This window comes from Ochrobactrum vermis (assembly GCF_002975205.1).
GTDB lineage: Bacteria > Pseudomonadota > Alphaproteobacteria > Rhizobiales > Rhizobiaceae > Brucella > Brucella vermis.
On the sequence record NZ_PCOC01000002.1, the window covers coordinates 1,207,601 to 1,231,130 of the forward strand.

Sequence of the window (23,530 nt, forward strand, 5' to 3'; positions counted from 1 at the left end):
CCAAATCAGTCTATCGATCCTCGGTCATCCCCGGCTCGAAACCTTCCGCTGTCTGGCGAATGGCGTCGGCTAGAGCATCGGCAGTTTGCGCGCCCATGACGGCATATTTCTGATCGATGATAAAGCAGGGAACGCCGCGCACGCCAATGCGGTTGGCGGTGTCGATTTCCTCGCGGATCGTCGCCTTGTCAGCGTCGCTTTCCAGCAGACGGGCGACGACGGCTGCGTCCATGCCGGCGCTCGCCGCGGCATCGACCAGCACTTCATGGTCGCCGATGTCTTGCCCTTGCTCAAAATAGAGCGAGAACAGCAGACCGACCATCCGATCCTGCGTATCCGGGGCAGCCTGTGCGGCCCAGTGGATGACACGATGCGCATCCAGCGTATTCGGTGCCCGGGCGATCGCATCAAAATCGAAGACGATACCGTTTTCTTCGCCGAGCTGGGTCAGCTGCTTGTGGATGTCATCGATCTTTGAGCTGCTGCCGAATTTCTCCCGCATATAGCTTTGGCGATCCTTGCCGTGCGGAGGCAGGGTAGGGTCAAGCTGGAAGGGACGCCACCGCACTTCCGCTTCTACGTCGGGCACCACGGCAAGAGCCGCTTCCAAGCGCTTGCGTCCTAGAAAACACCAAGGGCAGACGACGTCCGATACGACATCAATGGTTATCTTTCTGGTGGCCATGGCAGGTGTCTCCGTGCAGGAACCGGAGGCTCGGCCTCCCGTCGAATATCCATCATATATCGGGTGCATGTAGGGCGAATTACATCAACAATAGAGCATTTCCTGTTTTGATTGAATCATTGGAAATGCTCTATCCATTCGTTTTTCGTGCATCTCGGTCCGAAAACCGCTTCGCACTTTCAAGATGCGCTCTAGAGCCCGGTCATTGCTTCGCGCGCCACCATGTAGGCAGCTGATAGCCATAGAGTGACGTCTTTTGCGGATGTTCTATACGATCCCAGCGCGCCACCCACTGGTAGGGCAGGTGGTAAAGCGGAATATAATAGTCACCGGAGATAAGCACGCGATCAAGCGCGCGCACGGCGCTCACAAAATCAGCCCGGCTTCTTGCTGCCAGCAAAGCTTCGATCATTGCGTCGACAGCCGGGTCAGCCACGCCTGGATAGTTGAAACTTCCCTGAACATCGCGTGAGGCTGCGCCCCAGCGCATCCACTGTTCGTTGCCGGGCGAAAGTGATCCCGTCAGCGCGCCGAGAATCATGTCGTAGTCGAATGTCTGGAGGCGCTGCTGATATTGAGCGTCATCTGCGGTGCGTATTTCGGCCGTGATACCCAGTCGTGCGAGATTGCGTTTATAGGCCAGCGCGACTTTTTCTTCGTCGGGCGAGCGCGTCATGATCTCAAATGTCAGCGGCTTTCCGGATGCATCGACGGCGAGGCCATGTTCGAAGTGGAAACGGGCTTCCGTCAGCAGGTCATAGGCTTTTTTTGCCGGCGTGCGATCATGGCCGCTGCCGTCCGTCACGGGTGGGTGCCATGTGCCATTCATGACGTCTTCACGAACGGCCTCGGGGAACGGCTCCAGTAGCTGTTTCTCGCGGGTATCGGCTGGCTTGCCGACGGAAGAAAGTTGCGAACCTTCCCAGAAACTCTGTGTGCGTCGGTATTGATCGGCGAAGAGGTTGCGGTTTGCCCATTCGAAGTCGAACAGCAGCCCGAGCGCCTGCCGAACGCGACGGTCGGCGAAAATCGGGCGACGTGTATTGAACACGAAACCCAGCATGTTGGCTGGCGTGCCTTTTTCAAAGCTGTCCTTGATGACCCGTCCTTGTTTTACAGCCGGGAAATCATAAAGCTTTTCCCAGCGTGTCGGGTTTGCTTCGATGAAAACATCAAGGAGACCTTTCTTGAACGACTCAAACAGGGACGTTTCGTTTCGATAGTATTCAATCGTCAGCGTATCGAAATTGTTGAGGCCACGCTGCGACGGTAGTTCCTTGCCCCAATAGTCAGGGTTACGTTTGTAGATGATCCGCTGACCGGGCTGCACGCTGGAAACGATATAGGGGCCACTGCCGACTGGTGGTTTCAGTGAGGAATTGCCAAAGGTTTCATGGTCGATGGCGTGCTTGGGCAGCACCGGCATCGATGAAGCGATCAGCATCGGGAACTCGCGGTCCGACTTGTCGTTGAAGGTGAAGCGAACGGAGCGCTCACCCGTCCTTTCGATCTTTTCGACGCGACTCATCCGGTTGTTGTAGGGAGGTCGTCCCTTTTCCGTCAGGATTTCATAGGTGAAAAGCACGTCGTCTACCGTAACCGGCTGGCCGTCCGACCATTTCGCTTTTGGATTCAGTGTGAACTCAACCCATTTGCGCTCCGGGTCGACAGCAATTTTCTCAGCCAGCAGGCCGTAAAGGGTAAATGGTTCATCCCGCGAGCGCTGCATGAGCGTTTCATAGACCAGATTACCGAGATCGACATCCCCGAACAGGCCACGCGCTGTCGTGCGCATGCTTTTCAGCACAAATGGATTGAGGCTGTCGAACGTGCCCACAACCCCCATCGTGAGCGCGCCGCCCTTGGGTGCGTTGGCGCTGGCATATGGAAAATGGGTGAAGTCAGCTGGTAACGCCACGTCCCCATGCATGGAGAGTGCATAGTCCGGCTGTGCTTCGGCTATCGCCTGCGCCGGCACCGCGCCGACGACAGCTCCGGTAAGGCTCGCAAGAACCAATTTGCGGAGAAAGGCAATCAATCCGTTCAACTTCAATCGTCCATTGTAAATAAGTTTGATGGTCGTCGCCCGGAAGCGTCGATTCGGAACCGGAAACTAGCATGATCGTACATTATGTGCGGAATTAGGGCGTGTCCGTCACGTGACAGTAGGGGCTAAAATAAAGATTTTGGCGGATTCCGCGCGCGGAATGTCGAAACTCATCTGGATTCATACCCCTAGTCGTTGTAACACGGCTCCGAACTAGGCTCGGATAGGGCCTTGATGGGGTCCAAAATCCCCAAGGTCACGCTGTTGCCGCATTTTCAAACCAGTGACGGTCTATCGCTGACTTAAATACAGAACGGGAACTATAGATCAGAGCGTTGAAAGGAACCTGTTGATCATGTCCAGCACGAAGACAATCGCTGCCGCATCTGCCATTGCTGGCGCGTTCGCCCTGCTTGCCACCGCGACGATGCCTGCATCGGCACAGCAGCCGCCACAGGGCTGGTTCAAGGTCTGCTCGAAGCAGGAAGACAATGACATCTGCAACACGCAGAACATCGTCACTGCGGATTCCGGCCAGCTCCTGACCGCCGTCAATCTCATCGAGATCAAAGGCAAGATCAACCGCAAGATCTTCCAGGTGACTGTTCCTATCGGTCGCCTGATTCCTGCCGGCGTCGGCCTTCAGATCGACAACAACAAGCCAGTCAAACTCGAATACGGTATCTGCTTCCCGGATCGCTGCATTGCCGAAGCTCCGCTGACCGACGATCTCATCAATGCACTCAAGAAGGGCGGCAAGCTGACCCTGACTTCGGTCAACTATCAGAACAAGCCGAACCCGATTCCGGTCGCGCTCACCGGTTTCTCCGGCGCCTTGACCGGCCCGGCTCTCAAGCAGTCGGAACTGGAAGAACGCCAGAAGGAACTTCAGGACGCCGTCCAGAAGCGCCAGAAGGATTTCGAAGCCAAGATGAAGGCTGAACAGGACAAGGCAAAGGGCGCAGCGAACTAAGCTGTTCTACTACCTGTTATAAAAGAGGGGCGCTTCGAGCGCCCCTTTTTGGTTTCAACTGTACTTTAGAAGAAAGCTCTATCTTAGTTCGAATGCTGTGATTTTACGCGATAGGAGCCATTGTCCAGCCGATCGAACATATCCTCGATCTGGGGGTGGCGTAGAGGCTCGCCGCTTAAATCCGGTACAAGATTCTGTTCCGACACATAGGCGACGTATTCGGACTCCGCATTTTCAGCGAGTAGATGGTAGAAAGGCTGGTCGCGATGCGGGCGCGCCTCCTCCGGAATGGACTCATACCATTCTTCCGTATTCGCAAATTCGGGGTCCACGTCGAAGATAACCCCGCGGAACGGGAACAACCGGTGCTTGACGACCTGACCGATCTGAAATTTCGCGTGTTTTATCTGTGTCATACCCATGCAACGTTATGTAGTTCACCGCGAGACAAATTAAAGTCGGCGGGAGCCGGCAATTCTTTCAGTTTGATGTCTTGGATTACCAGACGAGTGTTCTAGTCGGGGCGCCTTCCGTTACGTCGATCCGGAAGGCTCGGGAGTTTCGGAAGAAAATGCGTGAAACCGCTGCCGGGGCGAAGGCCCTCACGCATGAAGAACGCGCGCAACGGCGCGAATGAGCGAAGCATTTCCAGCCCGACGCCACGCATGATCTGTGCCGGAAGTATGCTGGAGAGAAGCGAACGATTGAGTGCATCGACCGAGCCGGTTCTGGCCAGAATGTCTGGGCGCCTTGCGCGGTCATAGGCGCGAATGACTTGATCCGAGCCGGGATCGACAGGATCACTCTCGATCGCCTTGACCAGCGTTTCGACATCGCGTGAACCAAGATTGAGGCCTTGCGCGCCGATTGGCGGGAACACGTGCGCGGCTTCGCCGATCAGGATTGTGCGCTTGGCCGCAAAGACGTGAGGCACGAGGCCTGAAAGGGGCCAGGCCTGCGGCTTGATTTCGAGTCTGATCTTGCCCAGCATGGACTGCATCATATCCTCGATGCGTGCAGCGAGCGCAGTTTCATCAAGCGCGAGAAGCGATTCGGCACGAGCCGGATTGACCACCCAGACAAGACTTGAGCGTTTGCCTTTCAATGGCACCTGAGTGAATGGGCCTTCTTCGGTGTGAAATTCCGTCGAGATGTTTTCATGATCGACACTATGCGAGAAGGAAAGCACGACGGCTGTCTGCGGATAGCTCCAGCGGCGCGTGCGGATGCCTGCCGCTTCGCGAGCCATGGAATTGCGCCCGTCCGCCGCAACGACCAGCCGTGTATGCAACGTGTCGCCGCTTGCAAGTGTTATGGTGACATGGTTGCCATTATGGCGATACTCGATAACTGAGGCATTGATGCGTTGAACATTCGGACTACGTGCGACGGCCTCTGCCAGTTTCTCGTTCAACACGGCATTCGGGATATTGTAGCCAAATGCGACTTCATCGATTTCGCCGGCGCGGAAGGTCACGACAGGGCTTCTCACGAGGCGCCGCGTCGCGTCGATAATGCGCATGGAGGCAAGAGCTGCCGCTTCCGGCTCGATATCCGACCAAACGCCCAGCCCTTCCAGCAGTCGGATGGCAGGCATCATGAGCGCCGTGGTGCGACGATCACCTTTGTCGGTCTCCGGTCCCAGCAACACGGTGCGATAGCCTTTTGCGCCAAGTGCCAGAGCGGCCATCATTCCGGCAGGACCGCTGCCGCTGATGACAATATCGGTGAGAGGTTTGTTCACAACAAGATCGTTCATCGTGTTTCATCCCTGGTCCGGCGGTACGGACCTCGTAACCGTTCGCTACACATATCGCATCGTCTGATGATTCCAGCCGGGTGCGTTTGACCCGCACTTAACCCGAAATGTAGCCCAAAGACCATTCTTCCGTGGGATTATGGCGGATTTGCCTCACGCCTTACTTGCTCTTTTGTGCTTATTCAGGGAAAGCTGCTGTAGGATCATGGCTTTCCTTGGTGGAAGGCTCCGGGATTGATCTTGAGGGTGGGGGACGTCAGTTTGTTTGGTGTACGCGTTCCCCTATAGATGAAATGTACTTGCCGCGTTAGAGCGTCCTTTGTGCGTCTTTCCGGGCGCACAAAGGACGCTCTAACATATTGAATCTATGCACCGTGCCTTTCGAAAATCGGTTCCGATTTTCGAGCCGATGCTGTAGGAAATGTCTTGGGCGGGATATGCGCGGCGATAAATTGAAATGGCGGACGGCGTGAAAACCAGACTGACCGGAAAACTCAAAGCCAAAAAAGTCACCGCACCGCAAGCCAAGGCGTTTTCGGTTCATCTTCTGACGGCATCGGGTTCGTTTCTGGCGTTTCTTTCCATAGTGGCGGCCAGTGACGGGCGCTACACAGCGATGTGGTGGTGGTTGGGGCTGGCGCTTTTCGTCGATGGCATCGACGGTCCCATCGCACGCAAGCTCGAAGTCAAATATGTTCTGCCAAACTGGTCTGGAGAGCTTCTCGACAACATCATCGACTACGTAACCTATGTTCTGATACCGGCTTTCGCGCTTTATCAAAGCGGCTTCATGGGAACGTATCTGTCGTTCATATCAGGTGCCATCATCGTCGTATCGAGCGCGATCTATTATGCCGATACCGGCATGAAGACGAAGGAGAACTTCTTCAAGGGCTTTCCGGTCGTCTGGAACATGGTGGTATTCACTCTCTTCATCGTCAGGCCGGGTGAGTGGGTTGCCTTCGCAACGGTTGTCGTGTCGGCGATCCTGTCGTTCCTGCCGATCAACTTCCTGCATCCAGTGCGGGTTGTGCGGCTGCGCCCGCTTAATCTTACGGTTTTCCTGCTTTGGTGTGCTTTTGGCGCGGCTGCTCTCTATTATACTCTGGACGCGCCGTTATGGGTCCGCGTCGGCATATCCGTGACGGGCCTCTACATCTACTTCATCGGCGCTGTCATGCAGTTTTTCCCGGGATTGGGGCGGACTGCCACTGTCATCGCGGCTGAGAAAGCAGATGCCGCAAAGAAGAGTGGAGAAGCATGATGATCAACGCCATTCGCGTCCATCAGACCGGTGGGCCGGAAGTCATGAAATATGAACAGATCGAGATAGGTGAGCCTGGTCCTGGTGAGGCGAAGGTGCGCCACGAAGCTGTCGGCCTCAACTTCATCGACGTCTATTTTCGCACCGGGCTCTACAAGGCGGCCCAAATGCCTTTTACACCCGGCAATGAAGGCGCAGGGACGGTCATAGCGGTTGGTCCCGGTGTTGATGAGGTTCGCGTCGGCGACCGCGTTGCCTATGTCGCAACGCCGGGTTCCTATGCGGACGAGCGCATTCTGCTTGCTGATCGGCTGGTCAAAGTCCCGGATAATGTCGATCTGAAAACTGCCGCCTCCATGATGCTGAAAGGCATGACGGCGCAATATCTTCTGCGGCGTACCTTCAAGGTGGAGCCGGGGCAGACGATCCTGTTTCATGCTGCTGCCGGTGGTGTGGGGCTCATTGCAGGGCAATGGGCGAAGCTTCTGGGTGCCACCGTTATCGGTACGGCTGGATCAGAAGAAAAGATCGCGCTGGCCAGACAGCATGGCTACGACCATGTCATCAACTACCGCACCGAAAACTTCGCCGAAAGGGTGCGTGAACTGACCAATGGCACGGGCGTGGATGTGGTCTACGATTCTGTTGGCCGCGATACCTATATGGGATCGCTGGACGTCCTGAAGCCACTTGGCATGTTTGCCTGTTTCGGCCAGTCATCGGGCGTCATTCCGCCGTTCGATCTCGGCATTCTGGCGCAGAAAGGCTCGTTGTTCGCGACCCGCCCGACCCTGTTCAATTATATTGCCAAGCGGGCGGACCTCGAAAGGACAGCCGCAGAGCTTTTCGATGTGGTGGGAAGCGGAGCCGTCAAAATAGCAATCAACCAGACCTATCCGCTCAAGGATGCGAGCAAAGCGCATGAGGATCTGGAGGCTCGCAAGACGACAGGAACCACGATTCTGCTTCCATGATATGGGTGATGATTGCAGCGGTGTGCATATGTCCACCGCTGTTTGCTTTTGGGCTTTTCAAGAGCAAAGTTGCTGGATAAGGTCGCTCAAAAATACAATTGGGGAACAATGACAGCTCCTTTAACCGACCGGCCTCTTCTGGACGTCCGCCGGCTCACGAAAGTATTTGGTCAGCTGCGGGCCTGCGACGGTGTCGACCTCACCATCGGGGAAGGTGAGATTCACGCACTTCTGGGTGAAAACGGCGCCGGAAAATCCACTTTCGTGAAAATGCTGTTCGGCGCGCTTCAGCCCCTTGAAGGCGAAATTGTCTGGAAGGGACAGCCCGTCACGATTGACGAACCTGCCGCTGCAAGAAAACTCGGCATCGGTATGGTTTTCCAGCATTTTTCTCTGTTCGACTCACTTACTGCCGCCGAAAACATCGCCTTGTCGCTCGACCGCTCACTATCGCTTTGGGAGGTCGCAAAGCGTGCGCGGGAGGTTGGCAAGACTTATGGTCTTCCAGTCGATCCGCAGGCTCATGTCGGCGATCTGTCGGTTGGCGAGCGTCAGCGTATCGAAATCGTGCGTTGCCTTCTTCAGGAACCGAATCTCATCATCCTTGATGAGCCAACTTCGGTGCTGACGCCGCAGGAAGCCGACAAGCTGTTTGAAACGCTGGAACGATTGAAGGTCGAAGGCAAGTCGATCCTCTATATCAGCCATCGTCTGGAGGAAGTGAAGCGCCTGTGTGACCGAGCTACCGTGTTGCGGCATGGTAAGGTCGTCGCGCATTGCGACCCACGCAAAGAAACCGCCGCATCGCTGGCCCGGATGATGGTTGGCAATGATATCAACGTTGTGGCACGCAGCCCCATCGCGGTAGCAAATGTCGGTAACGATGCGCTTTTTGAAATCAGGTCACTGTCACAACCGCCGCGCGGACCGTTTTCGACCGCGCTCAAAGGTATTTCTCTCTCGGTTGCCGCTGGCGAAGTCGTTGGCATTGCGGGTGTTGCCGGTAACGGGCAGGGCGAATTCTTCGAGGCTGTTTCCGGTGAAGTGCTGCAGTCGAATTCATCGAATGTGCTCATTCGCGGGAAAGATGCAGGCAAGGCCGGCATCAGCGAAAGGCGCATGATGGGAGCAGCCTTCGTTCCGGAAGAGCGGCTTGGTCATGGTGCGGTCCCGACCATGACATTGACCGACAATCTGTTCCTGTCCCGGTACAAGACCGATGCGAAAGTCTTCCTGCGCGGCGGCAAAATGAAATTGATCGCAGAAAGTGCACTTCGGTCGGCTGCGAAACGCATCGTTGAACGAATGGATGTGCGCAAGAGCGCCGAAAATCCGCCTGCGTCCGCACTTTCCGGCGGAAATCTGCAGAAATTCATCATCGGTCGTGAGCTCGACCGCTCACCGTCGGTCATGGTCGTGAACCAGCCGACGTGGGGCGTGGATGCCGGTGCTGCAGCGCATATCCGTCAGGCGCTCGTCGATCTTGCGCGTTCCGGTTCCGCAGTTCTTGTCATCAGTCAGGATCTCGATGAGCTTCTTGAGATCAGCGACCGCATTGCCGTTATGAATCACGGCCAGCTTTCCGATCCTATGCCGATTGCCGATGTAACGCTCGAAAAGATCGGTCTTTTGATGGGCGGTATCTCAGGAGAGGCGGGAGCTGCATGATGCGGATCGAACTCGTTAAACGCCCGCAACCGTCGAGACTTTTCAGTGCCTTGTCGCCATTGTTAGCATTGTCGCTGACACTGATTTTCGGCGGTCTTGCTTTTGCGCTGATGGGCAAAGCGCCGCTGCATGCGCTTTACGTCTTCTTTGTCGAGCCCTTGTTCGACATCTGGTCGTGGCATGAACTGCTCGTTAAGGCCGCGCCGCTGATCTTGATTGCTGTCGGCCTCTGCGTGTGTTTCCTGTCAAATAACTGGAATATCGGTGCTGAAGGGCAGTTCATCACCGGTGCCATAGCGGGTTCGATCCTGCCCGTCATGTTTCCCGACCTGCAGTCATGGGTGGTTCTGCCCTTGATGATGCTGATGGGGATGGTAGGCGGGGCGGCATATGCATCAATTCCCGCTTTGCTGAAAGTGCGTTTCAACACCAATGAAATTCTGACCAGCCTCATGCTCGTCTACGTTGCCCAGCTGTTCCTGGATTGGTTGGTGCGTGGGCCGTGGCGCAATCCAGAAGGATATAATTTCCCGGAAACCCGGCAGTTCAGCGATAGCGCTATTCTGCCGGAAATCTGGAGTGCGTCCGGGCGCGCGCATTGGGGCTTCATCTTTGCGCTTGTTGCAGCGGTTGTCGTCTGGTTTCTGCTCAAGCACACGCTGAAAGGATTTGAGGTCAAGGTTATCGGCCAGAGCCCGAGGGCAGGCCGTTTTGCGGGTTTCAGCGCAGGCAAGATTGTTTTCTTCGTCTTCGCGGTTTCCGGTGCCCTTGCTGGCCTCGCCGGTATTGCGGAAACCTCCGGTGCCATCGGCCAGCTCCGTCCGGTAATTTCGCCGGGCTATGGCTTCACAGCAATCATCGTCGCTTTTTTGGGGCGTCTCAATCCGTTGGGAGCGATTGCAGCCGGTCTTGTACTGGCGCTTTCCTATCTTGGGGGCGAAGCCGCACAGGTTTCCATCGGCATCTCGGAAAAATCTGCACGCGTGTTTCAGGGCATGATCCTGTTCTTCGTTCTCGCTTGCGATACACTCATTCTCTATCGCATTCGCTTCATATCCGGCCGCCAAGCGGGAAGGGCCTGATCTCATGGATTTGACACAGGCTATCCTTCTCACGATTGCAACAGCAGCGACGCCACTCCTGATTGCGGCTATCGGTGAACTGGTGGTGGAGCGATCCGGCGTGCTCAATCTCGGTGTCGAAGGCATGATGCTGATGGGTGCGGTATCTGGTTTCGCCATTGCGCAGATGACCGGATCGGCCTGGCTGGGTTTGATTGCCGCTGTTCTGGTCGGAGCTCTCTTCTCGGCTGTCTTCGGGTTTTTGACGCTCACTCTTGTCACCAATCAGGTCGCAACCGGTCTTGCACTCACAATTTTGGGTGTTGGTGCGTCCGCCTTGTTGGGCGAAAGCTTCGTTGGGCTTCCCGGTGTCCGGCTTGAGGCCATCCATATTCCTTATCTGACCGATCTGCCGCTTGTGGGGCGCTTCCTATTCGGTCAGGATCCGATCTTTTATCTTTCCATCCTGCTGGTCATCGGTGTGGCCTGGTTTCTGTTCCGCACGCGGGCAGGACTTACACTGCGCGCCATCGGCGATAGCCATGGCTCGGCCCATGCGCTGGGTGTGCATGTGGTGCGCACGCGCTATCTGGCGGTGCTGTTCGGCGGCGCTTGTGCCGGTCTTGCCGGAGCGCAATTGTCGCTCGTCTACGTGCCGCAATGGGTGGAGAATATGACAGCCGGTCGCGGCTGGATTGCACTCGCTCTCGTCGTGTTCGCATCGTGGCGACCATGGCGTGTCTTGATCGGCGCTTACTTGTTTGGCGCGGTGACCATTGGCCAGCTTCACGCGCAGGCACTGGGCTTTGGCCTGCCATCGCAGTTTTTATCTGCGTTGCCTTATCTTGCGACGATCGTGGTGCTGGTCATCATCTCGCGCAACAAGCGCCTGACAATGATGAATACGCCGACTTCGCTCGGCAAACCGTTCGTTCCGGATCGTTAGAACGAATGGGTGAGGGGTAAACGCAAACCATCCCAAGGGTTTTCGTTTTGGTTAGTGGGTAAAAACAAGGAGTGCAGGGAACATGAAAAAGACGCTTATGGCCATCGCCACTGCGGCGAGCTTTATGCTCGGCGGCGCGGCGCATGCAGAAGAAAAACTGAAAGTCGGCTTCATCTATATCGGACCTCCGGGCGATTTCGGCTGGACCTATCAGCATGATCAGGCTCGCAAGGAACTTGTAGAGGCGCTCGGCGACAAGATTGAAACCACCTTTCTGGAAAGCGTGCCGGAAGGTGCCGACGCTGAACGTTCCATCGAACGCCTTGCACGTGCTGGCAACAAACTGATCTTTACGACGTCGTTCGGTTACATGGATCCGACCCTTAAGGTCGCCAAGAAATTCCCGGACGTGAAGTTCGAGCACGCGACGGGTTACAAGACTGCCGATAATATGTCCGCCTACAATGCGCGCTTCTATGAAGGCCGTTATGTGCAGGGTGTGATCGCTGCCAAGATGTCGACCAAGGGTGTGGCTGGTTACATCGCTTCCGTGCCGGTTCCGGAAGTCGTGCAGGGCATCAATGCATTTATGCTCGGCGCGCAGTCGGTCAATCCTGACTTCAAGGTCAAGGTGATCTGGGTCAATTCCTGGTTTGATCCGGGCAAGGAAGCCGATGCCGCCAAGGCCCTAATCGATCAGGGCGTCGACATCATCACCCAGCACACCGACTCCACGGCTGCCATTCAGGTGGCACATGATCGCGGAATCAAGGCGTTCGGTCAGGCTTCGGACATGATCAAGTTCGCTCCCGACACGCAGCTCACCGCTGTGGTGGACGAATGGGGCCCGTACTACATCGATCGCGCCAAGGCCGTTCTCGATGGTTCGTGGAAAAGCCAGAACATCTGGTGGGGCATGAAGGAAGGCCTCGTGAAGATGGCGCCTTATACCAACATGCCGGACGACGTGAAGAAACTGGCTGAGGAAACCGAAGCCAAGATCAAGTCGGGCGAGCTCAAGCCTTTCACCGGCCCAATCACGAAGCAGGACGGTTCCGTTTGGCTCAAAGCAGGCGAACAGGCTGACGACAAGACCCTTCTTGGTCTGAACTTCTACGTCGCTGGCGTGGACGACAAGCTGCCGCAGTAAACGCTGCTTCATCGCAAAAAAAGAAGGGCGCTGAAAGCGCCCTTTTTGTTTTCTTACAATGTAATGAAACCGCTTGTTAAAGCGATAGCTTAAGCCCCTCGTGACTATCCGTGAAGCCGAGCGACTGATAGAAACGCAGCGCATCGGAACGGGATTTGTCGGTGGTAAGCTGCACCAGTCCACAGTCCCGTTCACGGCACCGCTCGATTGCCCATGCGATCATCTGGCGGCCTATGCCGCCGCCGCGAATGTGGCTTGCGATCCGCACGCTTTCGATTTGTCCGCGCCACATGCCTCTGCGTGACAAGCCGGGTATGAAGCTGATCTGCATGCAGCCGATGATCTCTCCATCGTGTTCAACAACAGCCAGAAGCTGATTTGGATCGGCGTCGATAGCTGCAAAGGCGCTGCGATAGGAATCCCGCAAGGGGAGACCTGCATCTTCGCGTCGTGCGCCCAGCGCATCATCGGCAAGCATGGCGACAATTGCCGCCAGGTCGCCCGAAACGGCTTTTCTGATTGTTATAGCCGTTTCCGCCACCATCAGACAGCAATGCCATGCAGATCGTAGGCATCGCTCGCTTCGATCTTTACAGTTACAATATCGCCGACGCGAAGCGGACGGCGCGACTGGATGTGAACACTACCATCGATTTCCGGAGCATCGTACCGCGTACGGCCCTTGCCGATTGTGCCGTTCGCTTCATCGATGATGACGGGCAGGCGCTTGCCAACCTTCTTCTTGAGAAGATTGGTCGAAATCTGCTGCTGCTTGGCCATGAAACGATGCCAGCGGGCTTCCTTGACTTCTTCGGGCACCTGCTCAAGGCCGAGATCATTGGCCTTTGCGCCCTTGACCGGTTCATACTTGAAGCAGCCGGCACGTTCGATCTTGGCTTCGTCGAGCCAGTCGAGGAGGAGCTGGAAATCTTCTTCTGTCTCACCGGGATAGCCGACGATGAAGGTCGAACGAACCGCTAGATCAGGGCAGGTTTCACGCCAGGCCTGAATGCGACGCGAGGTCTTTTCCTGATGCGCAGGACGGCGCATGTTTTTCAGAACTGCCGGTGAAGCGTGCTGGAAGGGAATATCCAGATAAGGCAGGATCTTGCCTTCCGCCATCAGCGGAATGACTTCATCGACATGAGGATAAGGGTAGACATAGTGCATGCGCACCCAGACGCCCATGTCACCCAGCTCGCGCGAGAGATCGAGAAATTTGGTGCGGACCGTGCGGTCCTGCCACATGGCTTCCTGATATTTGATGTCGAGACCGTAGGCGCTCGTATCCTGCGAGATGACGAGGATCTCCTTCACACCTGCGCTGACCAGTTTCTCTGCCTCACGCAGCACCTGATCGATCGGGCGTGACACCAGATCGCCGCGCAACGCCGGGATGATGCAGAAAGAACAACGGTTTGAGCAGCCTTCGGAGATCTTGAGATAGGCATAGTGGCGCGGCGTCAGCTTCACGCCCTGCGGTGGCACCAGATCGACATATGGATCATGCGCGGGCGGGGCCGCTTCATGCACTGCGCTCATCACGCTTTCATAGGCTTGCGGGCCGGTGATGGCGAGCACATTCGGGTGGCGCTGGCGGATAACATCGGGTTCCGCGCCAAGGCAACCGGTCACGATGACCTTGCCATTTTCATTGAGCGCAAGCCCAATGGCATCAAGCGATTCATCGCGCGCGGAATCGAGAAAGCCGCAGGTGTTGACAATTACCAGGTCGGCGCCGTCATGCTTGCGGGAGATTTCGTAGCCTTCCGAACGGAGGCTGGTGATAATGCGTTCGGAATCAACAAGCGCTTTGGGGCAGCCAAGAGAAACGAAACTGACGCGCGGTGCGCTCATTGGAAGAACCTTGCATAATATCGGAAATTGCGCGCGCAATATCACGATAAAGGGGCAACGGTAAAGTTGAGATGATAAAAAAGCCGGAGCGCAAGGCTCCGGCTTTTGTTCGTAACGTTGGATTGGCTTATTCAGCCTGATCGGCCGGAGCCGCATTGAGCTGGCCATAGCGCTCTTCACCGATCTTGGCGAGGAGGTCGAGCTGGGTTTCGAGGAAGTCGATATGCCCCTCCTCATCAGCCAGAAGCTCATCGAAAAGCTGCTTGGAAACATAGTCGCCGAGTTCGTCGCAGATCTCGCGGGACTTCTTGTAGGAAGCGCGTGCGTCGTACTCACCTGCAAGGTCGGCTTCCAGAACTTCCTTGACGTTCTGGCCGATGCGTAGCGGAGCTACGGTCTGCAGGTTCGGAAAGCCTTCGAGGAAGATGATGCGGTCAATCAGCTTGTCAGCATGATGCATTTCTTCGATGGACTCTTCGCGTTCCTTCTTGGCAAGACGCGTGAAGCCCCAGTCGTTGAGGAGGCGGTAGTGAAGCCAGTACTGGTTTACAGCGCCAAGCTCGAGGAACAGTGCCTCGTTAAGCCGCTCGATGACCTTTGGTTCGCCTTTCATTCCATGAACTCCCGAATTTGTCGCGTAGAGAACGTACACGATCCATGAACTGGACCACGTTTTCGTCCATTTGGTTATGACGAAGATGATACTCTTCAGTCACCCTTATGATCGTTTCCACGACGTTTGGGAAGCAGCCACAGCAACGGCCGCGCTTGGACATGACATTATAGACGGTGCCAGGAACGATAAGCTGCCAGCAATCCTGATCAAGAAGCTCGATAACAACGGCTTCGATGTCTTTATCGGTAATAACGTTGCAGCTACAGACTAGCATGAGGAGCTATCCCCCGTGCTTGTAAAGCAGAAATCAGATGCGAAAAGCATCGAATGGAGAGACTTTATCGGCTCATTCTGTACTTTAACTGTACTACCGTCCCGAAAAACTGGCAGCTTTATTTCACTCGTGGCGCAAGGCCGAACTGAACCGGTCAATGGTTCCTCCAACTGCAAGGGTTAAAGGCCCGAACATTAAAGGCATTACTTAAGTGGCATTTATAAAACCCACCAAATTAAGTCAGGTTATGGCCGGTAGGGCTCTGTTCTGTCAATTTTTATGTTTTTGAAACGTTCTAAAAATCAATAACTTGGAATCATTCTAAATATGAGTTAACTACCCATCTTTAAACGATAATTGGTATTTTACGATGGTCGCGGCGGCAACCAAATGGAGCTGCCACGACATTGTGCGCTATTTCGCCGCACCTTGTGGATAGAAGCTTCTTTTAGTCATCAGGAGCCGAGCACGGCGCTGAAACCTTCAAACTGCGGAGGTCCAAGATAGAGCGGCTTGTTGTCACCGGCATTGCGATGCGCATCGCGGAACTGTTCGGACTTGGTCCAGGCGACGAAATCGTCACGATTGCGCCAGACCGTGTGCGAAGCATAAAGCGTGTAGCCTTCTTCTTCGTTGGTCGCGCGCAGCAGGTGAAAGCTTTCGAAACCGGGAAGCTCGGACAGTTTCGAGTCACGATTTTTCCAGACGGTTTCGAAATCGGATTCGCTGCCGACGCGAACTTTGAAGCGATTCATGGCTATGAACATTGCTGATCCTTTTCCATCAGGTTTGGGACTGGCTACTTTATATAGTTTCCGGCGAGTGCAGCGGTAGGGCTGCACTCGCCGCGCCACATCTCTGGATCCGAAGGCCGCCGCGGTCAGGTTGGTCGGTCTTCGTGGATGTGACGATCATGAGAGGGAGGCGTTCTCGCCTCTCAGGGTCTTTGTTATCGCATTATCCCACGCAAAACCGCTTCGCGCTTTTGCTGGAAATGCTTCAGAACTGGAACTGTGTCGAGACGAGGAATGTGCGTCCGCGACCAGAACCGTAGGTGCTGAGGGCAGGGGTGTATTCCTTATCTGCGATATTGAGCACCTGAAGCGAGAGATCGACCGTGTCGGTGAACTTGTACTTCGCGAAGACATCCACCAGCGTGTAGGGATCGGTGTCATCCCCACTGATGTTTCTGCCACTCGAAACATGCTGCACACGCAGGCCGCTTTCAAGTTTGCGCTCGAAGAAGCGCGCACCTGCAGTAACCGTTACAACATCTTCCGGAAGATACTGGTTGGCACCCATACCGGCGGTCTGTTCGGGCAGTTCGGAGGTGGAATGCGTATAAGCAATGCCACCGAACGCGAAGCCTGCATCGTAACGTGCGTCGAGTTCGAAGCCCTTGACCGTCGAAGTGCCGTCGACATTGATGAACTGGCTGTAGTCGGACGCAGCGGTGATGTAGTCTTCAACGCGCATCGTGTAGTAATTGGCCTTGAGGCGCAGTCCGTCTTCAGCAGTCAGGATGCTGTCGCGCGCAATATTGACACCGAATTCCCAGCCGCGCTGTTTTTCAGGGCGAAGATTAGGATTGCCGTGCATCATACCCGTTCCAGCATGTGCCACGCCACCGAGGAATGTTTCCTGCAGGCTGGGTGAGCGCATCGAGTGGGCATAGGTGATATAAGGCTGCAGCCAGTCAGTCACGTTATAGGCAACGGTAACCTTGGGGCTGAATTCGCTGTCGCTATTCGAGATCGAGCTGTCTTCGCTTTCGAGCTTGAAATAATCGTAGCGGAGGCCGGTGACGACCTGCAGGGCCTGGTAATTCCAGGTGGCTTCCGAGAAGACCGCGCCGCGATTAGACGTAGCATCCGTCGGATTGACCCCCGTTTTGGTGCCGCCAGCGGTGTCGCGATTGATTTCAAAACCATTTTTCCAGGCGACGGCCACTTCGCCAAAGGTGAAGCGTGATGTGTTCGATGCGGTCATGCCAGTGGTTTCGGTGGAAACCTGCCGCCCCACAAAGCTGCCATTGCCGTCTTCCCAGTTCTGCAACGTGGTGTTGTGGTAGAGGTTGACGTCGAGGCCGATGAGATCGTTATCGGACGGATTGTAGTTGTACTGTGCGAAGAATGTGCGGTTCTGCAGGAACATATCGTAAATCGTATAGGTTCCCGGACGATAACCGTTCGCATATGTTCCATAGTGGTTGTTGTAGAGGACGCCGCCAAGCGTCAGCTTCTGGTCTTCGCCAAGGCCGAATTCGGCTTTAAACAGGCCGGAAGTCAGTTCTTCGCCGGTCTTTTCGACGGTCACACCGTCGCCGTTCTTGTAATCGTTGGAATCGTGACGGCTGATTGCTGCAACAATCCCGATGGAATTGACGCGCGCTGCGCCAGCCAGCATTTCTGAGAAGCCGGTTCCATTGCTGCCCCAAGAAGCACGACCAAGAACGCCCTTGTCCTTGCCGTCGAGAATGACGTCATCGACTCCGAGCGTGCGGAAATTGACACTACCGGCAAGACCTGTGCCGCCTTCGGTCGTCACGGCGCCGCGTGTCACATCGATTTCCGACAGCAGGTTGGGGTCTATATAGGCATAGCCCTGCGCATCGTGCGCGGTGTTGCGATAGCTCTGCGGTACACCGTCGATCATCATATTGACGCGACCGGAACCTTCGAAGCCACGAATATTAACGGCCACACCCGGATTGGACGCATTCTGAAGGGTGAACACGCCTGCGGTTCCGCGCAATACATCATCGAGCTTTGTGCCACCGAAACGATCAATCGCTTCGCGGTCGATCCTGCCGACCGGCGCCGGAACAGAGGTCGGTGCCTGTGTGTCTCCCGCCCTGCGAATGGTGATTGTCTTCAGCGCAACGCCTGCTTCTTCTTCAGAAGCCTTTTGTTCCTGCGCGAATGATTGTGACGTCATCGCCACAAGAATGACAGCAAGCCCCGTGCTCGCCAGAATTGACCGTTTATGAACCCCACCAGTCGCCCGCATTTCCAATGTTTCCTTCATGACCCAGACGCGCTTCGCCGACCAGGCTGGCGGCGAAAAACTTAAAAAATCAATTGCTTGTCACTTCCCCCTCAAGAGAAGGTTGCGTGCTGGCTGGGAGGAAATTTCTTCCTGGCTTGCGCTGAAATAACGAGATTTAAACTTGACTCGTTTATTCCAGTAATGCAGTGATTAATAAACATGACCATTGATGTCAACAAAACAAATTTGCTGTCATCACCGTGTGGAAAGTCGATGCTGAGGCGAGAAAATGAACAGGCGAATCCATATCGACATGCAGGTGCGGTTACCGCGCGGACCTGTTTCCGAGAGAACCGCAAATCGCATTCCTGAAAGCCAGCTCAGCGGCGATTCAACGGGGTCTATTCCGGCTCAGATAAAACCTCGTTTCGGCGAGAGTGCGCTTGAGCCGCAACTGAAAACCTATGGCAGCCGCGAGCTCTTCGACGGTTCCCGGGAAGTGGGTATAGAGCACGGCGGCTCGCTCTATCGCCTCAAGATCACCCGCCAAGGCAAGCTAATCCTCAACAAGTAGGCAACCATCAGATGACGACCCATTCCAAGCCCTCCCCAGAGCAGATTCTCAAGGCACGGGCTGATAATCCGAAAATGCGCGAACGCGATTTTGCGCAGAGCCTCGGTATATCAGAGGCCGATTTTGTAGCAGCGCATTGCGGACAGGATGTAACGATGCCGATTTCGGCGCGGCGTATTCGCGCCGATGTTGAAACGTTGTTGAACCGCATTGGCTCTGTCGGCGAGATCATGGCGCTGACGCGCAATGAAAGTGTCGTCCATGAAAAGATCGGGCCTTTTGAAAAGACTATTTGGGGCCCGCATGCTTCATTGGCGCTCGGCAAGGAAATCGATCTCCGCATTTTCCCAAAGCACTGGGTTCACGGTTTTGCGGTCTCCAAGCAGGATGGCGAAGCAACGCGCCGCAGCCTGCAGTTCTTCGATGCCGCGGGCGAGGCAGTTTTCAAGATTCATCTGCGTCCGGCTTCCAATATTGAAGCCTACGAGGCGCTTGTCAGCGATTTGCTGCTGGACGATCAGTCACCTGCCGTTGAGATCAGCGCAGTTGCACCAAGGGGACCGAAGGCGGACGTATCACTCCTGGATATTGACGCATTCCGTGAACGCTGGGGTTCTCTAACCGATGTGCACCAGTTCATCGGCTTGTTGAAGGATTTCGGCGTGGATCGGCATCAGGCCGTGCATCTCGCCGGTCATGACTTCGCTTGGCGAGTCGATACATCGTCCGTCGAAGCCATGATGAACCATGCGGTGCAGGAAAAGCTGCCTATCATGTGCTTTGTCGGCAGCCGTGGTTGCATCCAGATCCATACTGGTCCGATCCACGAGATCAAGATGATGGGACCATGGCTGAACGTACTGGATCCCACGTTCCATATGCATCTGCGCGTCGATCACATCGCCGATGTCTGGGTCGTACGCAAGCCGACGAAGGACGGTCATGTGACATCGCTGGAAGCCTACGATGCCAACGGCGAACTGATCGTTCAGTTCTTCGGTGAGCGTCACGAAGGCGAAGCAGAACTGGCCGACTGGCGCATGATCGCGGAAAATCTTCCGCGTCTGCCGCAGTCGTCTGCTGCGTAAGGTGACGGCAATGTCGTTCATTTCCTCGCGCTACAGGCGCGGAGCTACCCTGGCTGCCATCGCATTGTCGCTGGCGGCTGGTGGTGTCGTGCAGGCCGAGACTGTCGACCATTTCGCTGATACTTCGCGCATAGTTTCCGTCGGTGGCTCGCTGACGGAAATAGTCTACGCTCTGGGTGCGGAAAAAATGCTCACCGCGCGTGACCAGACGAGTGCCTATCCCGAAGAGGTGAAGAAGCTGCCGGATATCGGATATATGCGTCAGCTCGCCCCCGAAGGTGTGCTTTCGGTCAATCCGACTGGCATTCTGCTCCTTGAAGGCAGCGGTCCACAGGACACACTCGATGTTCTGAAAAAGGCGTCCGTTCCGATGATTGTTGTGCCGGAAACCTATACTGGCGAAAGCGTCGTCAAGAAAATCGAGATCGTGGGAAAGGCTCTTGGCCTCGAAGACAAGGCCAGGGAACTCGCGGTCGAAGTCTCGCGCGATATAGAAGCGGCCGAGAAGGCTGCGGCAAGCCACAGCCTACGCAAGCGCGTGCTTTTCGTGCTGTCGGCTCCTGGCGGGCGCATGATGGCATCGGGCACAGGCACGGCAGCCAACGGAATGATCGAGCTTGCCGGTGGAGAAAACGTCATCACCGAATATCACGGATACAAGCAACTGACGGACGAGGCAGTCGAGAAAGCTGCGCCCGACATGGTCCTGATGATGGATACAGGTGCGGATGGGATGACGCCGGAATCGCTGCTCAAAAATCCCATTATTGCCGCAACACCGGCGGGGCGTAACAAGAATGTCGTTTCGATGGACGCGACTTATCTGTTGGGATTTGGGCCACGAACCGGTGCTGCCATTCGTGATCTGTCAGCAAAACTTTATGGTGCTCCCACGGGGCAATAACATGATCTGGCTTGTGGGTTTGAAAACCGCACAAGCCAGATTTGTAAGGATTTTTCGAAATGACCAGCCAAGGTCGCGTTGCGCGCGAACAGCGCTTCGCAGTGCGTCATTCAGCAAACGATACCGATGATGTGGCGGGAGACCGCGCCGCGCGCGCGCGGTTAACCATCATATTACTCGCAGTCGCTTTATGCATGGCGGCTTTGTTCAGCCTGACGGCTGGTGCTTCTGATGCGTCCGTGCTTTCGGTTCTGCGCGCTCTGACCTCCTCCGGCGCAGCCGAAGGCATGGACGCATTTCGCCGCGATCATCTGATTATCATGGAGATCCGCCTGCCGCGTATCGTCATGGGTATTTTGATTGGAGCCGGGCTTGCCGTATCCGGTGCCGTGATGCAGGGCCTTTTTCGCAATCCGCTGGCCGATCCGGGTCTCGTGGGTGTATCCGCCGGTGCCGGTCTTGGTGCTGTCTCGATGATTGTTCTTGGCGGTACCGTCCTTGCTCCCGTCATCGCGATCCTCGGCGTTTACGCGTTGCCGCTCGCCGCATTCCTCGGCGGGCTTGCCAGTACTCTGCTGCTTTATCGTGTTGCTACGCGTCGCGGGCGTACCTCTGTTGCAACCATGCTACTTGCAGGCATCGCGCTAGGTGCGTTGGCAGGTGCAGCGACCGGTGGACTCATCTATCTGGCCGATGATCGCCAGTTGCGCGACCTGACGTTCTGGGGGCTCGGTTCGCTCGCGGGTTCCACCTGGGGCAAGATTGGTGCTGCGGGACCGATCATTGCCGTCGTTCTTGTTGTTTCGCCGCTGCTTGCGCGTGGCCTCAATGCCTTGGCTCTGGGAGAAGCGGCCGCCGGTCATCTTGGCGTTCAGGTGCAGCGCATCAAAAACATAGCCATTGTGACCGTGGCTGCTGCTACTGGTGCAACGGTTGCCGTTGCTGGCGGGATTGGTTTTGTCGGTATTGTGGTGCCGCATATGTTGCGCCTCAGTATCGGCCCGGACCATCGCTATCTCCTGCCAGCGTCAGCCCTGCTTGGCGCGACGCTTCTGCTTCTGGCTGATGCGGTAAGTCGCACGATTGTGGCCCCGGCAGAATTGCCGATCGGCATTATCACCGCGCTTTTCGGAGCGCCGTTCTTCCTCTGGATATTGCTGCGCCAGCGCGGCCTGCTTGATCTTTGAGACCATCATGATTGAAACGAAAGCATTGGGCGTAAGCCTGTCGGGAAAGGCCATCATCAGCGATATCGCCTTTTCGGCGAAGCCGGGTGAGGTGACCGCAATCGTCGGACCAAACGGTTCAGGCAAAACCACGCTGTTGCGCGCGCTTTCCGGTGACATTGCATATACAGGAATGGCCTATCTCGATGGGCGATCCTTCGCAGAAATCAGGCCGTGGCAGATGGCGGCGCGCCGGGCGGTGCTTCCACAGGCAAGCGCCCTGTCATTTCCGTTCACGGTTCGTGAGATCGTAAAGATCGGGCTTACCGGCGGTTATAGCGGCGTTTCTCGCGATGAAGAAAAGCGTTTGCCCGATTTCGCACTGCAGAGGGTCGATCTTGCTGGCTTCAGCGGGCGGCTTTATCAGGAGCTTTCTGGTGGAGAGCAGCAGCGCGTGCAACTCGCCCGTGTTCTTTGCCAGGTCTGGAAACCAGTCGTAGACGGTAAGCCGCGCTATCTGTTTCTGGATGAACCGATTTCAAGTCTCGATATCCGGCACCAGATCGTCGTGATGGAGATTGCGAAGGATTTTGCGGCGGCAGGCGGCGGGGTGATTGCCATCCTGCACGATCTCAACCTGACTGCCATGTTTGCAGATCGCATTGCGGTCATGAACAAGGGCAGGCTCGATATAATGGGCACGCCGCGTGAGGCCCTGACCGACGAACGGCTCGAACGTGTCTATGAATGCTCGTTGCGCGTGGGAGTTCCACCGGAAAAGGGTGTGCCTTTTGTATTGCCGCAGTCTGCTTATCGTGCAGCCGTAGAATAGAAAAAGGTCCGGCTGTAAGCCGGACCTTTTCGTTTAAAATTTGTACTGAAATATCAGCTAGCTACGCGCTCTTCTTCCATTTCATCGAGACCAAGCAGGTGACGCACATTCGGGCGCGCCTTAACGAGGTCTGCGATGCTGTATTTCATCAGCACGCCGAAGAAAGCATTGAGGGCTTCACGCAGCGCGGAATTAAGCGCACAGCTATCAACAAGCGGGCATTCCGTGGCTTCATTTTCGAAGCACTCTGCCATGGCGAAATTTTCTTCGGTTACACGCACGACATCAAACAGTGAAATGTCCTGAGCCGCGCGACCAAGGCGCACGCCGCCATTGCGTCCGCGTACTGTTTCCACCAGTTTGTGCTCGACGAGCGGCTGAAGAATCTTGAACAAAAACAGCTCAGAAACGCCGTAGGCGCGCGCAATTTCTGGAATACGGCTAAGTTTGCCGTCATTGGCAGCGCAATACATGAGCATACGAACGGCATAATTCGTCTGGCGGGTAAGACGCATCACTGTTCCTTTCAACACGTCTCGGAGCGAATGCATACCTCGATGTCGAGGAGGACGACGCTCCAATCCTTGAGTTCGCAACTCCAAACCGAAATCGGAGTATTCCCTGTTTCGGTCTGTTTCGGAATTGCTCCAAAATTCTGGTCTTGTCGCATTTACGATCCGCAAAAGGTTCAAGGCCCGGTCGGA

24 protein-coding genes are annotated in these 23,530 nt (G+C 55.7%); 13 read left to right on the forward strand and 11 right to left on the reverse strand.

Features of this window, described 5'->3' with window-relative positions; all coding sequences use genetic code 11:
• Window positions 1-10 precede the first annotated feature (10 nt).
• Window positions 11-685, reverse strand: a complete 675-nt coding sequence (locus CQZ93_RS19955; RefSeq protein WP_105544295.1) for a DsbA family oxidoreductase — start codon at window positions 683-685, stop codon at window positions 11-13.
• Window positions 686-887: 202 nt separating this feature from the next.
• Window positions 888-2,732, reverse strand: coding sequence for an extracellular solute-binding protein (locus tag CQZ93_RS19960; RefSeq protein WP_181153442.1), 1,845 nt, complete (start codon window positions 2,730-2,732; stop codon window positions 888-890).
• Window positions 2,733-3,087: 355 nt separating this feature from the next.
• On the opposite strand from CQZ93_RS19960, the gene CQZ93_RS19965 reads away from it, so the two are divergent.
• On the forward strand, window positions 3,088-3,705 hold the full coding sequence (locus CQZ93_RS19965) for an invasion associated locus B family protein (RefSeq protein ID WP_105544297.1): 618 nt from the start codon (window positions 3,088-3,090) through the stop codon (window positions 3,703-3,705).
• 83 nt (window positions 3,706-3,788) lie between these two features.
• Here the strand turns inward: CQZ93_RS19965 and hspQ are convergent, their stop codons facing one another.
• On the reverse strand, window positions 3,789-4,127 hold the full coding sequence (gene hspQ / locus CQZ93_RS19970) for a heat shock protein HspQ (RefSeq protein ID WP_105544298.1): 339 nt from the start codon (window positions 4,125-4,127) through the stop codon (window positions 3,789-3,791).
• Between the two features lie 92 nt (window positions 4,128-4,219).
• The gene (locus tag CQZ93_RS19975; protein ID WP_105544299.1) at window positions 4,220-5,464 is read right to left on the reverse strand and encodes a UbiH/UbiF family hydroxylase; all 1,245 of its coding nucleotides are present in this window, start codon (window positions 5,462-5,464) and stop codon (window positions 4,220-4,222) included.
• Window positions 5,465-5,921: 457 nt separating this feature from the next.
• Here CQZ93_RS19975 and pcsA point away from each other — a divergent pair, with 457 nt between their 5' ends.
• From pcsA to CQZ93_RS20005, 6 genes are all read left to right on the forward strand, one after another.
• Window positions 5,922-6,728 (forward strand): phosphatidylcholine synthase, encoded by an 807-nt coding sequence (gene pcsA, locus CQZ93_RS19980; RefSeq protein WP_105544300.1) that lies wholly within the window; start codon window positions 5,922-5,924, stop codon window positions 6,726-6,728.
• Window positions 6,728-7,702, forward strand: a complete 975-nt coding sequence (locus CQZ93_RS19985; protein ID WP_105544301.1) for a quinone oxidoreductase family protein — start codon at window positions 6,728-6,730, stop codon at window positions 7,700-7,702. Before pcsA ends, CQZ93_RS19985 begins: the two co-directional genes overlap by 1 nt.
• Before the next feature lie 108 nt (window positions 7,703-7,810).
• A complete protein-coding gene (locus CQZ93_RS19990; RefSeq protein WP_105544302.1) occupies window positions 7,811-9,370 on the forward strand; it encodes an ABC transporter ATP-binding protein in 1,560 nt (519 codons plus the stop codon).
• On the forward strand, window positions 9,370-10,452 hold the full coding sequence (locus CQZ93_RS19995) for an ABC transporter permease (protein ID WP_105545237.1): 1,083 nt from the start codon (window positions 9,370-9,372) through the stop codon (window positions 10,450-10,452). The genes CQZ93_RS19990 and CQZ93_RS19995 overlap by 1 nt, the downstream gene beginning before the upstream one ends.
• Window positions 10,453-10,456: 4 nt before the next feature.
• On the forward strand, window positions 10,457-11,377 hold the full coding sequence (locus CQZ93_RS20000; RefSeq protein WP_105544303.1) for an ABC transporter permease: 921 nt from the start codon (window positions 10,457-10,459) through the stop codon (window positions 11,375-11,377).
• Between the two features lie 82 nt (window positions 11,378-11,459).
• The gene (locus CQZ93_RS20005; RefSeq protein WP_105544304.1) at window positions 11,460-12,527 is read left to right on the forward strand and encodes a BMP family ABC transporter substrate-binding protein; all 1,068 of its coding nucleotides are present in this window, start codon (window positions 11,460-11,462) and stop codon (window positions 12,525-12,527) included.
• 76 nt (window positions 12,528-12,603) lie between these two features.
• On the opposite strand, the gene CQZ93_RS20010 is transcribed toward CQZ93_RS20005, so the two are convergent.
• From CQZ93_RS20010 to CQZ93_RS20040, 6 genes are all read right to left on the reverse strand, one after another.
• Window positions 12,604-13,071, reverse strand: coding sequence for a GNAT family N-acetyltransferase (locus CQZ93_RS20010; RefSeq protein WP_105544305.1), 468 nt, complete (start codon window positions 13,069-13,071; stop codon window positions 12,604-12,606).
• Window positions 13,071-14,384 carry a 30S ribosomal protein S12 methylthiotransferase RimO gene (rimO, locus tag CQZ93_RS20015; RefSeq protein ID WP_105544306.1) on the reverse strand — a complete coding sequence of 438 codons (1,314 nt, stop codon included), beginning with the start codon at window positions 14,382-14,384 and terminating at the stop codon, window positions 13,071-13,073. Before rimO ends, CQZ93_RS20010 begins: the two co-directional genes overlap by 1 nt.
• A 127-nt stretch (window positions 14,385-14,511) precedes the next feature.
• Complete coding sequence (gene bfr, locus CQZ93_RS20020; protein ID WP_006468896.1) at window positions 14,512-14,997, reverse strand: bacterioferritin; 486 nt, start codon at window positions 14,995-14,997, stop codon at window positions 14,512-14,514.
• Window positions 14,963-15,274 (reverse strand): (2Fe-2S)-binding protein, encoded by a 312-nt coding sequence (locus tag CQZ93_RS20025; protein WP_012093011.1) that lies wholly within the window; start codon window positions 15,272-15,274, stop codon window positions 14,963-14,965. Before CQZ93_RS20025 ends, bfr begins: the two co-directional genes overlap by 35 nt.
• 455 nt (window positions 15,275-15,729) lie before the next feature.
• The gene (gene hmuQ / locus CQZ93_RS20030; protein ID WP_105544307.1) at window positions 15,730-16,041 is read right to left on the reverse strand and encodes a heme-degrading protein HmuQ; all 312 of its coding nucleotides are present in this window, start codon (window positions 16,039-16,041) and stop codon (window positions 15,730-15,732) included.
• A gap of 232 nt (window positions 16,042-16,273) precedes the next feature.
• Window positions 16,274-18,301: a TonB-dependent receptor domain-containing protein gene (locus CQZ93_RS20040; protein ID WP_105544309.1), complete on the reverse strand. Its 2,028-nt coding sequence runs from the start codon at window positions 18,299-18,301 to the stop codon at window positions 16,274-16,276.
• On the opposite strand from CQZ93_RS20040, the gene CQZ93_RS27040 reads away from it, so the two are divergent.
• From CQZ93_RS27040 to CQZ93_RS20065, 6 genes are all read left to right on the forward strand, one after another.
• On the forward strand, window positions 18,300-18,431 hold the full coding sequence (locus tag CQZ93_RS27040) for a hypothetical protein (protein WP_286154227.1): 132 nt from the start codon (window positions 18,300-18,302) through the stop codon (window positions 18,429-18,431). The two genes, CQZ93_RS20040 and CQZ93_RS27040, sit on opposite strands and share 2 nt — an antisense overlap.
• A gap of 246 nt (window positions 18,432-18,677) precedes the next feature.
• Window positions 18,678-18,836 (forward strand): hemin uptake protein HemP, encoded by a 159-nt coding sequence (gene hemP, locus CQZ93_RS27295; RefSeq protein WP_339561766.1) that lies wholly within the window; start codon window positions 18,678-18,680, stop codon window positions 18,834-18,836.
• An 11-nt stretch (window positions 18,837-18,847) separates the two neighbouring features.
• Complete coding sequence (locus tag CQZ93_RS20050; protein WP_105544311.1) at window positions 18,848-19,924, forward strand: hemin-degrading factor; 1,077 nt, start codon at window positions 18,848-18,850, stop codon at window positions 19,922-19,924.
• A gap of 10 nt (window positions 19,925-19,934) precedes the next feature.
• Entirely contained in the window at window positions 19,935-20,828 is an 894-nt protein-coding gene (locus CQZ93_RS20055) for a heme/hemin ABC transporter substrate-binding protein (protein WP_105544312.1), read from the forward strand.
• Window positions 20,829-20,887: 59 nt separating this feature from the next.
• Complete coding sequence (locus CQZ93_RS20060) at window positions 20,888-22,015, forward strand: FecCD family ABC transporter permease (protein ID WP_105544313.1); 1,128 nt, start codon at window positions 20,888-20,890, stop codon at window positions 22,013-22,015.
• Window positions 22,016-22,022: 7 nt separating this feature from the next.
• Window positions 22,023-22,826 carry a heme ABC transporter ATP-binding protein gene (locus CQZ93_RS20065; protein WP_105544314.1) on the forward strand — a complete coding sequence of 268 codons (804 nt, stop codon included), beginning with the start codon at window positions 22,023-22,025 and terminating at the stop codon, window positions 22,824-22,826.
• Window positions 22,827-22,879: 53 nt separating this feature from the next.
• On the opposite strand, the gene rirA is transcribed toward CQZ93_RS20065, so the two are convergent.
• On the reverse strand, window positions 22,880-23,341 hold the full coding sequence (rirA, locus tag CQZ93_RS20070; protein WP_105544315.1) for an iron-responsive transcriptional regulator RirA: 462 nt from the start codon (window positions 23,339-23,341) through the stop codon (window positions 22,880-22,882).
• Window positions 23,342-23,530 lie beyond the last annotated feature (189 nt).